The sequence below is a fragment of the Microcoleus sp. A6-C6 genome (genome assembly GCF_036705955.1).
Lineage (GTDB): Bacteria > Cyanobacteriota > Cyanobacteriia > Cyanobacteriales > Microcoleaceae > Microcoleus.
In genome coordinates this window covers 64,498-78,028 of the sequence record NZ_JAUBVR010000026.1, presented here as the reverse complement: position 1 = coordinate 78,028, position 13,531 = coordinate 64,498, and the positions used below count along the sequence as shown (strand labels likewise).

The 13,531-nt window shown below is 45.4% G+C and carries 9 protein-coding genes; 2 read left to right on the top strand and 7 right to left on the bottom strand.

What is annotated here, in order from left to right; all coding sequences use genetic code 11:
* Positions 1 to 430 (top strand): Spx/MgsR family RNA polymerase-binding regulatory protein (locus QUB52_RS13075; RefSeq protein WP_332976195.1); only part of this gene is annotated, 430 nt, incomplete at its 5' end.
* 125 nt (positions 431 to 555) lie between these two features.
* Here the strand turns inward: QUB52_RS13075 and QUB52_RS13070 are convergent.
* The 7 genes from QUB52_RS13070 to QUB52_RS13040 form a co-directional block, all read right to left on the bottom strand.
* Entirely contained in the window at positions 556 to 858 is a 303-nt protein-coding gene (locus QUB52_RS13070) for a GNAT family N-acetyltransferase (protein ID WP_332972574.1), read from the bottom strand.
* Between the two features lie 105 nt (positions 859 to 963).
* Positions 964 to 1,581, bottom strand: coding sequence for a Uma2 family endonuclease (locus QUB52_RS13065; protein WP_265235323.1), 618 nt, complete (start codon positions 1,579 to 1,581; stop codon positions 964 to 966).
* Positions 1,582 to 1,820: 239 nt separating this feature from the next.
* Positions 1,821 to 3,392 carry an NAD(P)H-quinone oxidoreductase subunit N gene (locus tag QUB52_RS13060; RefSeq protein ID WP_332972575.1) on the bottom strand — a complete coding sequence of 524 codons (1,572 nt, stop codon included), beginning with the start codon at positions 3,390 to 3,392 and terminating at the stop codon, positions 1,821 to 1,823.
* Between the two features lie 321 nt (positions 3,393 to 3,713).
* Positions 3,714 to 3,929: a hypothetical protein gene (locus tag QUB52_RS13055; protein ID WP_265235498.1), complete on the bottom strand. Its 216-nt coding sequence runs from the start codon at positions 3,927 to 3,929 to the stop codon at positions 3,714 to 3,716.
* A 58-nt stretch (positions 3,930 to 3,987) separates the two neighbouring features.
* On the bottom strand, positions 3,988 to 9,408 hold the full coding sequence (locus QUB52_RS13050) for a trifunctional serine/threonine-protein kinase/ATP-binding protein/sensor histidine kinase (RefSeq protein ID WP_332972576.1): 5,421 nt from the start codon (positions 9,406 to 9,408) through the stop codon (positions 3,988 to 3,990).
* Between the two features lie 72 nt (positions 9,409 to 9,480).
* Positions 9,481 to 9,603: a hypothetical protein gene (locus tag QUB52_RS13045; RefSeq protein WP_265235500.1), complete on the bottom strand. Its 123-nt coding sequence runs from the start codon at positions 9,601 to 9,603 to the stop codon at positions 9,481 to 9,483.
* Positions 9,604 to 10,160: 557 nt separating this feature from the next.
* Positions 10,161 to 10,286 (bottom strand): hypothetical protein, encoded by a 126-nt coding sequence (locus tag QUB52_RS13040; RefSeq protein WP_265235501.1) that lies wholly within the window; start codon positions 10,284 to 10,286, stop codon positions 10,161 to 10,163.
* A 219-nt stretch (positions 10,287 to 10,505) separates the two neighbouring features.
* Between QUB52_RS13040 and topA the strand changes: the two genes are divergently transcribed.
* Positions 10,506 to 13,223 (top strand): type I DNA topoisomerase, encoded by a 2,718-nt coding sequence (gene topA / locus QUB52_RS13035; protein WP_332972577.1) that lies wholly within the window; start codon positions 10,506 to 10,508, stop codon positions 13,221 to 13,223.
* The last annotated feature ends 308 nt before the right edge of the window (positions 13,224 to 13,531 follow it).

The following is a 13,531-nucleotide window of genomic DNA, read 5'->3' as shown; positions in this document are numbered from 1 at the left end:
CTTCTTCCTTCTTCCTTCTTCCTTCTTCCTTCTTCCTTCTTCCTTCTTCCTTCTTCCTTCTTCCTTCTTCCTTCTTTATATGTCAATTCAAGTTTACGGAATCCCGAACTGCGGCACCTGCAAAAAAGCTATGCAGTGGCTCAAAGATTACAGCATTACTTACGAGTTTATCAACACAAAAGAACAGCCACCCAATCGCGAAACAATTCAAAACTGGGTCAAAGCTTTAGGTTTTCAACCAATGCGAAATACTTCTGGTCAATCTTACCGCGCGTTGGGCGACGAGAAGCAAGACTGGACGAGTGAAGAGTGGGTGGAGGCTTTTGCTAAGGATGCGATGCTGCTGAAACGTCCTCTTTTTGTTAAAGATGGAACTGCTGTTTTAGTAGGTTTCAAAGCAGATGCGATTAGAGAAAAACTTGGGCTTTAAATTAGCTGAGTTTAGCGGTTTTTGCGCCGCATAACCTTAATTTCTCCCAGGTCGTCCGTGAAATCCCAGCGCTCGTAAAATGGTATCATTTTCGGCAAACAATTAAGCGAAAAACTCTCCACGGCTTACAATTCGGGATGATTGAAAACTGCATCCATCAATACCGCGCCCAGTCCCATTTTTCTGTGTGTCGGCTTGACAATCACATCAAAAATCATCGCCCTGTAGACAAAATCGGTGATGACGCGGGTAATGCCAATTAGCCTATCGCCCTCATCGACCAAACCAATGGTAACATCAGTAGCGGCGAGCATTTTTACCACATCCTCCCGCCTCCGCTTGTCGCACCAAAACTCGTTTTTGTACAAATCCATCAAGTCAGAAACCTGACTTTCCGTCAAAGTCTCGACTATGCGGTAGTTATCCATTTTTTACCTCAGAAAAATCAGAGGACTAAATTCCTCACCACCAACCAAATTATTATTGTTTTAGTGTTACCAAGCTGGATATTGCATCACCCAATAGTCTGAATTTCATTCCTGTACTTCTGTTTCCTCCGTTTCCTCCGTTTCCTCCGTTTCAAATACTACTTTGTTGTAAATCTCGCTCATCGACATTTGTACTCCCAGCGTAGCGAAAGCAACTATTGCCGATTCTCCCTCATATTCCTGAAACAACCATTGATTCGATTCATTTTTAATATACTGTGCGACTAAAAAATCGGATTGATTGACTAATATATACTCGCGGAATTCAGGAATCGAGCGATAAAACCGAAATTTATCCTCTCTATCGAAATCCTTGGTAGACTTAGAAAGGACTTCCACAATCATGATTGGATTGAGTATCTCGTCGGTATGTCCTTCCGTAAAAACTGGTTCTCCTTCAATCACCATAATATCCGGGTAAGTTCCCCGCCGGTATCGAGGAATCCACAGCCGCAAATCGTTGTGAAAAAGCTCAAAAGGTTGCCCCTCAAGCAAGTTTCCCAAAACTCTACTCAAATTTCGGATAATCCGGCTGTGATTAATTGTGCCGCCTGCCATCTCTACAATTTCTCCATCGCGGTATTCATTTCTAAACTCGGTAGTTTCTTCTAACTGTCGGTACTCATCTGGAGTATAAAACTTTGACTTGGTTTTTACTAACATTTTTACACCTCCACTATATTTTATCTGCGTTAATCCGTATTAATCTGCTTAAATCTGCGGTTAAAAATCATGACTAATAGTATATCACAATCATCGGCGATTTGAATTTGATTACAGAAGACCGGGCGGTTGAAACCGCGTCTATACAAACTCTCACCTGCCTCCGCAGGTTGAAGATATAAAAAAGCGCCTAATCTTTGACAATTAGGCGCTTTCCAATCTTTCAAATCCCACTAAAATCAATCGTTGCGAGACAAAAGATTCGATTCGAGTTTCGCAGCATAAGTCGGTACAACCTGACTAATTGCCGATTGCAACATGGGAGTTTTGGTGACAGAATCGTTTGCCAAGTTAAACAAAGGATTAGACAAAATTCCCGCCAATGTTGTCGCGACTAAAGTTAGTACGACGCTGACTTGCAAAGGTCGCATTCCCTGAAGATTCCAGCGAACTTCGGGATAATTCTTCACCGCATCCGACATCTCTTGAGGTTCTTTTACTACCATCATCTTGACGACGCGGATGTAGTAGTAAATCGAAACTACGCTGGTAATTAATGCCAGGATAACTAAGCCGTAAAGTCCAGCTTGCCAGCCGGCCCAGAACAGATAAATTTTGCCAAAAAATCCAGCCAGGGGCGGAATTCCGCCGAGAGAAAGCAGGCAAATACTTAAGGCTAAAGTTAGCAGTGGGTCTTTTTGATACAAACCGGAGTATTCGCTGATTTGGTCGGTTCCAGTCCGCAGGGAGAACAGGATGATGCAGGCGAATGCGCCTAGGTTCATAAACAGGTAAATCAACAGATAAAATATCATGCTGGAGTAACCGGCTTCGGTTCCTGCAACCAAACCAATCATTACAAAACCGGCTTGGGCGATCGACGAATAAGCCAAAAGCCGCTTCATGCTAGTCTGGGCGAGGGCAACTACATTACCCAACACCATGCTGAGTATGGCTAGGGCTGTGAATACGAAGTGCCACTGTTCGATAAGTGCGGGGAATGCACTTGTTAACAACCGGATGGCTAGGGCAAAACCGGCGGCTTTGGAACCGACGGAAAGGAAGGCGACAACGGGTGTTGGTGAACCTTCATAAACGTCTGGAGTCCACTGGTGGAAGGGAACTGCGGAGATTTTGAAGGCAATTCCGGCGATCGCAAAAACCAAAGCAATCACCAAACCGAGAGATTGACCTTCATTCACAGTAGAAAGGTTAGCTGCGATCGCACTTAGCGTAGTTTGGCCACCAGACAACCCGTACAGCAGCGACAAACCGTAGAGAAACACCGCCGAAGAAGAAGCACCAATTAACAAATATTTCAAAGCAGCTTCATTGGAACGCGGATCGCGTTTTGTGTAACCCGTCAGCAAATAAGACGAGATACTCAGAGTTTCCAACGAAATAAAAATCATCACCAATTCATTAGCGCCGGAAAGGAACATTGCTCCCAAAGTAGCGCTGAGCAAAATGCAGATAAATTCCGCTAAAGCAGTACCCGTTTGCAGTACATAACGGACGGATATCAAAATAGTGACAGCCGTAGTCAAAGCGATAATTCCGCGAAACACCAAACTCAAGGCATCGCTGTTAAAACCGCCTAGAAACGAGATGGTATTAACGTTATCCCACTGCAAACACAAAGCACCAACGGCGGCTAGCAAACCCGCAACGGCAACGTAGGGAGTCCAATTAGAGGAACTGCGGCCTACGATTAAATCGCCGACGAGAACCACCAAGAGGGTGACAATGATGATTCCCTCGGGCAAGATAGTTCCAGCATTTAGCTGGGCGGCAAGAGTAGCAAAATCCATATTTTCACGCAGGTTGGGTAGTACAGGCCCAAAAGGCTGTAATGGGCAGTGAGTTCGTAAAAATTCTTTACTAAGGTGGATTGTAACTGATTACAGCTTCGCGATCCCACTTGGGCCGGTGTTTGTTGCCGGGGAGTTGGCGGGAGTCGGCGGTTGAAACCGCTTCACTACAAACAATGTCTGCCTCCGCAGTGTAAAGAATTTAGAGGTAGGACTTACGCACGGGTGGCCAGAAACTGGGTTTTTCGCGTAAATCTTTGGTTGGAACCACGAGATTAAATAAAAAACCCGGTTTCTTTTGTATAGCAACCGCCAAAGCGGTTAAGCTATACCAGGTATCGGCAGATTTTTGCAGATCGTATACTGATTGCGAAACTGCACCAACTCGTGGAAGGTTGGGTATTGGTTGTTCAAGTTCTTGATAATAACGGGTCGATCGCTGGTGCGGCAAGTTGCACGATAGACTCCGGTGCGAGTGCCTTCGTATAGGGTTTCAACGAGGTGGTAGCCGGAAAGTTGCAGGGGTTGTACAAGCATAATTTTGGGGTTGGCGAATCAGGTTTGAATGGCGTAACGAATGACAAAGGTGACGAACTTATATTAGTTTGCATTCGATCGGCAGAATGATTGCAAATTCCGTTCCTTCTCCGGGATGCGATCGCACCGTGAGCCTACCGCCGTGCTTTTCGATAATCGAATAGCTCACAAATAACCCCAATCCCGTACCGCTACCGACGGGTTTTGTCGTAAAAAATGGGTCGAAAATTCGGGCTTGAATACTCTCAGGAATCGTACTATCAGTATTGGAAACCACAATCCGAATTTGCTGAGAGTCGATCGCTGCTGTGCGAATCCTAATTTCGGGGCTATCTCCCCTTTGAGGATTATCTCGAATGGCATCGATCGCATTATTAATCAGATTGAGAAAGACTTGATTAAGCTGACTCGGATAGCAAGTAATCTGCGGCAGGCGATCGTACTCCTCGACTACTCGAATGGCGGGTTGGTTTTCAGTAGCTTGCAAGCGGTTTTTTAAAAGCAACAGGGTACTTTCCAGCCCCATCTGTAAGTCTACCTTTTTGAATGTGGATTCATCCAATCGAGCAAAGTTTCGCAAACTCAGAACAATTTGGCGAATGCGCTCGCTACCCACTTCCATCGATTCTAGAATTTTTGTGACATCCTCAATCACGAAATCGATCTCTATTTCTTCGTTTTTGGCTTGAATGATTGAACTCGCTTTAGGATATTCAGACTGATAAAGCTTGAGTAAATCAATTAGGTTGTTGACATAGTTTTTAGTATGACTAATGTTACCATGAATAAAGTTAATAGGATTATTAATTTCGTGAGAAACACCGGCCACTAATTGACCCAGAGATAACATTTTTTCGCTGTGAATCAGGTGCGCTTGAGTTTGTTGCAACTGTTCTAGCGTTTCCTCTAATGCTTGAGCTTTTTGCTTGAGGGCTTCTGTTTGGCGCTTAACCTCGGCTTCTAGGGTGTGGGAATAGTTTTCGGTTTGTTGGTACAGACGAGCATTTTCCAAAGAGATCGCCGCTTGACTGGTGAGGAGTTTGAGTATCTCGATGCGATCGCGGGTAAAGGCACCGACAGTTATCTGATTTTCTAGGTACAAAATCCCGATGAGTTTGCCTTGGCGACTCATCGGCATACATAAAACAGATTTGGGTGTGTGGGTGAGGAGATAGCGATCGCCCGCAAATTGGGTTTCTGTACTTAAGTTTTCAAACACGGCGGTTTCCTGAGTTCGCGCAACGGCATAAATCAAACTTTGGGGAAGATTTGAGTATCGATCGAGGGGAATTTCTAGAAGTTGGGAACTCTCTCCATCGGCTTGATAGATTGTCACCCATTGATTATCTTGGTGCAAAACTAAATGACCACTTTGTGCGCCGGCATTGGCGATCGCAATTCGCATTAAAGTCGCTAACAGTTTCTCTAATTCAATTTCTTCGGAGATCGCTTGAGCCGCTGCCATCGCTGCGGGAAAATCCAACCAGATATTTGGGTTGTGGCTGTTGCTTATGCTTCTTGTCTCGGTTGGGAGGATAGTTAATTCTGATGGGATTCTAGGATGAGTGGGTTGAAGAATCGCCCCGAGGAGTTGCCCGTAGCGTTGTTCTAAGTCATTGGTTTTAGCTTTGGCTCCCCATTGGGCGTAGCCGTAGTAAGCTTCTTGCATATACGCTGCGGCAACTTTCTCTTTGCCCCAGTCTAGGTAAAATTTGGCCGCGAGCTCGTTCGCAAGGGCTTCTTCTTGGATGTAGCCATTGGTTTTGGCTCCGGCGATCGCCAGATCGTACAGTTCGATCGCATCCCTCTGGCACCCCTGCACTCGATTAAGTTCGGCCTTAAGGAGAGTATATTTGTGTTGATAATTCATCGGGGCAAAGTTCGCCCAATTTTTTAATTTCTTTAGGGTACGATCAACCTGCGCTAAATCATCTCGATCAAGTTCAGAATGATTTTCTTGATTGCGGACGAGCAAAGAGAGAGAATGATAAAATAGGGTCGTAGGAACGAAATAAGTTCCAAACACTCCTGCCGTATAACGACAGGCTAGCTCGCCAAAATTAACAGCCTTTTCATAGCGACCAAAAAGATAAGCCAAAAACATTTTTACAAAAAAGATAGAAAAACCTAAAGTGAGTTTATTCTCTTTAACGATTTCTTCTAAAAACATTGTTTCATCATAACTGTCTCCAATCAATTGTTCGATATTTTCTAATTTGTATGACTGTAAATTTAAAATTCCCTGATGCCAAGGAGCGAGATATTGAATATGAAAATCTTGTTTGAGAACTTTAATAATTTGTAGTTTTTGTCGGCATTCCGGCTCTACTTCTGTAAGAGGTTTACCTGTTAAGAAAAGATACTGAGCATACTCGGCAGCAGCGTAACACGCATATTCAAGATTGCCAGTTTCTAGACCGCTCTCCAAACCTTGGATGTGTACGGGCAAGCATTGATGGACGCTTTCTTTCCAATGACAAACGTGAGTGGCAAAAAGAACACAGACGCTTGAACGTAAGGAACGAGATGCGAAACGATCAACTAATTTCATGGCCAATTTGCCAAACTGATAGCCGGAGTCGATATCTCCTTCCGATTCGCACAGCCATGTCGCATACCAAGCAAAACCAAAAGCTGAATTCGGACACATTCCAAATTCAAGAGATAGGCTTACCATCGTTAAAATGGTTTCCTTAAAGTATTGAGGATTGAGAGTCCAGGCTGGTGTAATAATATTGGTGAGAATCCTTAGCGCTGCAATAATTTTAGGGTCTTGTAGAACGGGGGACTCAATTAAAGATTCAATATTTTCTGTATGCTGAGGCCGCTCTTGAATCAACTCGATTTGAAGCAGTTTTAAAACCTCTAATCCTAAATTTAGAGCAAGTTGTTGCTGATTTTGAGAGATATAAGCCTGGATTTGAATCTCATAAATAGAGATTCGATCTAATAAAGAAACAGCATGAGTGAGGACTATTCCAGCAATCGTATTCATCAGCCCATATTCACCGGATATATAGTGGGCTTGAGCAGTTAACTTATGAAATTTTAAGGTCATTGTATGTTGAGATTCCCAACAGTTATCCTTAAGAAGATCGATTCCTTGTTGAAAATATATTACTGCTGCTTTATAAGCAGTCGCAGTCATCGCTTTTTCAAGAGCTCGCAAATTCAAATGAGCTAATTCTTCGCGTTCGGAGTCAATTTCTATAAAGTCAACACCAAGATTCAAATGATTGACGATTTCAAATAAAACGTCTTCTAAATTATCGGCATAACGAGCTTGTAATCTTTTGCCAATTTTAAAATGTATGTGCTTTTGCTGATTTTGGGGAATGAGAGAGTAAGCAGCTTGTTGAACGCGATCGTGCAAAAATCGATAGTTTGGATTGGCATCACTCTGAGTATCTGTGCGATCGGCATCCTGAAAGAACTTGTAAACCTGACTTGTCGGTAAAATCAGCCCTTCTTGCAACGCTTTCCACAATGCGGTTGCAGTATCAGTGGGCGATTTTTCAGAAACGATCGCCAAAGTATTCAAATCAAACTGATTGCCCACACAAGCCGCCAGTTTCAACATTTGTTGTGTTTCGTCGGACAATTTCTGCAACTGCACCGCCATAAACTCCACAACATCATCCGTGATTGCCAGAGCATTAATTTGAGTGATGTCACATTCCCACCCCCCTGTAGCTCCTCCTTGGTAAGGGGGGGTAAACTGAATAAATCCGTCTTCATGCAAGGCTTTGAGAAACTGCGTGGTGAAAAACGGATTGCCTTGAGTTTTGCGATTAATTAATTCTGTCAAAGGTTGCGCGAGTTCCGCCGCGCAATTTAGCGTATCGGCAATCAGATGATTCGTATCCTCAAATGCCAGCGGTGCGAGAGTGATAGTATGGGCGATCGCCCCAGCTTTCTTCATTTCTTCCACCGTCAACACAAACGGATGAACCGGCGACACTTCATTATCCCGATAAGCCCCCAACATCAGCAGATAGCCGCTATTATTCTGACTGCCATTCATCAGCAGTTTAACCAACTGAAGCGATGCCAAATCCGCCCACTGTAAATCATCCAGAAACAGCACCAACGGATGCTCTGCCGTCGTAATAATTTCAATAAATCTTTGAAATAGTAAGTTAAATCGATTTTGGGTGGCGCTACCCGACAGTTCCGGTGCAATTGGTTGTTGACCAATAATCTGTTCTAATTCGGGAATCACCTCAATCAGAACTTGTCCATTTTCGCCCACGGCTTCTAGAATCTGATCTTTCCATTTTTTAAGTTGATTGTCTGATTCACAGAGTAATTGCGCCATCAAATCTCGCAAGGCTTGCACAAATGCCGAGAGTGGGATGTTGCGATTAAATTGGTCAAATTTGCCTTTAACAAAGTAGCCATTTTGACTGGTAATCGGCTTATGAACTTCATTCACCACCACCGTTTTACCAATCCCAGAAAATCCAGCCACTAACATTAGTTCGGATGCACCATTCGCAACTCGATTGAAAGCTGCAAGCAACAACTGTACTTCTGTTTCGCGCCCGTAGAGTTTTTCGGGAATAGTGAAGCGATCGCACAAATCCCGCATTCCCAGTTCAAATGCTTTAATCTCCCCGGTTGCTTTCCACTGCGTCAAACACTGTTCCAGATCGTGCTGCAATCCCTTGGCACTTTGATAGCGATCTTCGGCATTCTTTGCCATCAGTTTGGTGACAATCGCCCCCACGATTGCAGGAATTTCAGGATTCATCTGATTCACAGGGATAGGAATTTTGGCAATGTGGCAATGCACCAGTTCCAATGGCTCGTGTGATGTAAAGGGCAAATTCCCGCTTAACAGTTGATACAGCGTCACCCCCAACGCATAGAAATCAGCCCGATAATCAATGCCGCGATTCATCCGCCCGGTTTGTTCGGGCGCGATGTAGGCTAACGTGCCTTCCAAGACATTCGGACTTTGGATTTCTTGGGTTTCCTTCGGTAATAAAGATGCAATGCTGAAGTCGATAAGTTTGATTTGTTTGGTTGCGGGATGAATGAGAATATTGGCGGGTTTGATGTCTTTGTGGATGACTCGATTTTGGGCAAGATCGTGGAGGATATCGGCGAGTTGTTGGGCTATAGCCAATACCTCCGTCAGATTCAATCCCTGCTGCTGGATATAATTGCCCAAAGAAACTCCACCCCAATCTTCCATCACCAAGGCATAGGTATTACCCAATGGTTCCAGGCTCAAGGGTGTTACAATTCCAGGAATGTTGAGGTTTTTGGCGATCGTATATTGATTGCGAAACGACAAGAGTTCGCCAAAACTGGGATACTCGCGCCGCAATACCTTAATCACCACCGGACGCTGCTGAGTGGTTTTTACAGCCCGATACACCGCCGTGCGAGACCCCAGATATAGCTGCTCAACGATGGTGTAGCCAAGGATTTCAGGCAATGATTGAGGGGATGTGTTTTCTAGAGTGTTCATAGGGTTGGGTGGAGTGATGGAGATGATTCGATCGATTTTCTGTGTCTAAGATTCCCGATTATTTGGGATATTTCACCATAAACTCTTACCGCCAGCGATCGTCTCAGCATTCGATCGTGTTTCATCTTCTAATTCACCGACGTAATCTCGAATATGTTCTACTTTGACGATCGTGATGATAGCGACAGAAAACATAAATTTTTCAATAATAATGATGATGAATAATGACTTTTTCCTATAGCTTAACATCCAGCATAGATCAGATCAATTTCATAAATACTTGCTAATGCAGATCTGCCCCCGCCCTTATTACCCACATTCCGCACCCTCAACTTTCACGATCGGTTTTTACTTACTTTTATCGAGGAATTCAGCTATAAATTATAATTTCATACCGTATATTAACGGATAAAAAGATTTTTGAAGTGCATAATTTATTACTTAAAATCCAATACGGTTTACTTAAGAGGGCGGGTTTTGCCTTGATACAGTCGATTATTTCATAAATTATGAGCTAAACCCGCCCCTACCGCCTTATGGTTGACTTAAGAAATTCGTCAAAAAGCGTTAAGTAAACCGTATTGACTTAAAATCTACTTTCCGCAGGTCTTAACATAAATCTGGATTTTTTTACTGAGAAATGGCTGTCTTCCCTTTATATTCACGTCTCAAAAAGGTGAGAAGTTGAGATTTTAGATTTTAAATTGAGGGATTGAGAGATCGATACCTCATTTTTGTGATAACTGCTAACTCTATGCTATGCCAATATTACGACTAGCAATACGTTTGGCGATCGCTACGCCACCTTCAGGAACTATCCGCCCGCATCCAGCAGTCTCAACATCCAGGTTCCCGTCAATTCTGCTACAGTCAGTCATGACATCCCCGTGCATCTTCCAGAGACAAGGGTTCCCAGCCTCTGCGCCGAAATCAGTAAAATCGCATCAGCTTGTCACCTGCAACCCGATCGGCAATAACTTAAAAATTAAGGTAGTTTGAAAATAATCCCCTAAAGTACCCATAAGCCTTGACATCCGACCTACACTCTGTAAATTAGACACTCTAACTGCGCCGCCATCCATATATAAAAAGATGCCATGTCAACTTTAGTCATCGTCGAATCTCCCACCAAAGCCCGTACCATTCGTAACTTCCTGCCCTCCAACTACCGAGTAGAGGCATCTATGGGCCACGTCCGCGACCTCCCATCCTCCGCCGAAGAAATACCAGAAGCCGTTAAAGGAGAAAAATGGGCGCAACTCGGCGTCAACGTGGAAGCAGACTTTGAACCGCTTTACGTCATCCCCAAAGATAAAAAGAAAATTGTTAAAGAACTCAAAGACGCGCTAAAAGACGCTACAGAACTGATTCTAGCCACAGACGAAGACCGAGAAGGCGAAAGCATTTCCTGGCATTTGCTGCAAATCCTCAAACCCAAAGTTCCCATCAAGCGGATGGTATTTCACGAAATCACCCGCGAAGCCATCCGCGACGCCTTAACCCACTGCCGCGATATCGACAATCGGGTTGTACAGGCCCAGGAAACGCGCCGAATTCTCGATCGACTCGTCGGCTACACCCTATCTCCGCTACTGTGGAAGAAAATCGCCTGGGGTTTGTCCGCAGGGCGAGTCCAGTCCGTCGCAGTCAGGCTGTTAGTACGCCGGGAACGCGAACGCCGCGCCTTCCGCCAAGGTAGCTACTGGGATTTGAAAGCCGTTTTGGAAAAAGGCAAAATTTCCTTCGATGCCAAACTCGTCACAGTCGGGAACGTGAAAGTTGCCAACGGTAGCGATTTTGATGAAAATACCGGACAAATTATCGCAGGCCGCCGCGTACTTTTGCTCAACGAAGACCAGGCGCGGGCTTTACTCGCACGCATTCAAAACAAACCCTGGACTGTTAGCAATCTCGAAGAACGGCCAGTCACCCGCAAACCCTCGCCGCCGTTCACGACCTCGACCTTACAGCAGGAGGCTAACCGCAAGCTGAGGCTGGGTGCGCGGGAAACCATGCGAATTGCCCAAAGTTTGTACGAACGCGGTTTTATCACCTATATGCGGACGGATTCGGTGCATTTATCCGAACAGGCGATTACCGCCGCCCGCAGTTGTGTGCAAGAACTGTACGGTAGCGAATACCTCAGCCCCCAACCGCGCAAATACACCACGAAAAGCAAAGGCGCCCAGGAAGCCCACGAAGCTATCCGCCCGGCCGGCAGCAGTTTTCGGACTCCGCAGCAAACCGGATTGAGTGGCGTTGACTTCCGCCTCTACGATTTAATTTGGAAGCGGACAGTGGCTTCTCAAATGGCCGATTCCCGCCAAACTCACGTCACGCTACAAACTCAGGTAGAAGATGCCGGTTTCCGTTCCAGCGGGAAACGCATTGATTTTCCCGGCTTTTTGCGCGCCTACGTGGAAGGTTCCGACGACCCAGATGCGGCCTTGGAAGACCAAGAGGTGATTTTGCCGGCGCTGAAGGTGGGGGATAAACCTAATTGCAAGGATTTGCAGGCTGTGGGGCACGAAACTCAACCTCCCGCCCGCTATACGGAGGCTTCGCTGGTGAAGATGCTGGAAAGCGAGGGGGTTGGCCGTCCGAGTACCTATGCGAGTATTATCGGTACAATTGTCGATCGGGGATACGCGAAATTAATAGCTAACGCCCTGATTCCGACCTTTACTGCTTTCGCCGTCACTACTTTATTAGAAACACATTTCCCCGATTTAGTAGACACTGGTTTTACTTCGCGCATGGAACAAACCCTCGATGAAATTGCCACCGGCGAGGCGAAATGGCTGCCGTATTTGCAAAAGTTTTATACAGGGGAAATGGGACTCGCTACCCAAGTTAAGGAACAGGAAAGTCAGATTGACGCGAAAGTTGCTCGAACTGTGGTATTGGAGAATATTGCGGCGAAAGTTTGCATCGGCAAATACGGCGCTTACCTGGAAGCTGAAAGCGAAGAAGGCCAGGTGAAAGCATCGATTCCGCAAGATTTGACTCCGGCTGATTTAGACCCGGAAAAAGTGGAGTTTCTGTTAAAGCAAAAGACGGAAGGCCCGGAAAAGTTGGGTCTTCACCCGGAGACTGGGGAACCGATTTATGTGTTGGTTGGCAATTACGGCCCCTACGTTCAGTTGGGGGATGTTTCGGAAACGAATAAGAAACCTAAGCGTTCTTCTTTACCGAAGGGAACTGATAAGGATAGCGTGACGGTTGATATGGCGGTGAGTTTGTTGACTCTACCTCGGTTGTTGGGAACTCACCCGGAGACGGGGGCGAAGGTGCAGGCTAATTTGGGGATGTACGGGCCTTATGTTGTTCACGACCAGGGTAAGGTTGGTAAGGATTATCGATCGATCAAGCCGCCGGATGATGTTTTGACTATCGAGATCGATCGGGCTTTAGAGTTATTATCGCAGCCAAAAGCCGTGCGTGGCAGTAAATCAGCGACACCTTTGAAGGAATTGGGGGCGCATCCAGAGTCGGGAGAACTGTTGAATGTTTACGATGGCCGTTATGGGCCCTACGTGAAACACGGGGATATCAATGCTTCTTTAGCTAAGGATGAATCTGTGGAGAATTTCACCTTACAAAAAGCGCTGGATTTGTTAGCAGCGAAGGAAGCGGCGGGCGGCGGAAAATCTAGCAGTAAGTCGAAGAAGTCTACTAAGACTGCGGCGAAGTCGGAGACTGCCACTGAGAAGACTGCGGCGAAGAAAACCACTGCTAAGAAGACGACGACTGCTAAGAAAACGACTACTAAGAAGGCGGCGACTGCGACGGCGACTAAGAAGAAGACAACTTGAATGTAGTGTAGTTTTCACTCATTGAGAAACCCGGACGGTGTAGGGGCGGTGCCCCCTGGCCCGCCCGGTTTTTTTTGTTGGTAAGAGACTTGACAAATTGAGGTTTGTAGTAAGGATTTCAGTCCTTCAAATTGGGTTTGAGTGTAGTAGGGCATTACGACCAACGGGAAAATTTTGATAGTTTTCTTGAGTTGAGCTTGACTGGATACAAAATATGCGGTACTTTTAGATGATATGAGGTGTTGAGTCCGCATTGGCGAGTTAACGCTTAGTTAGCTTGCTCTGCTTAAGTGTATGGAAGCCACTTT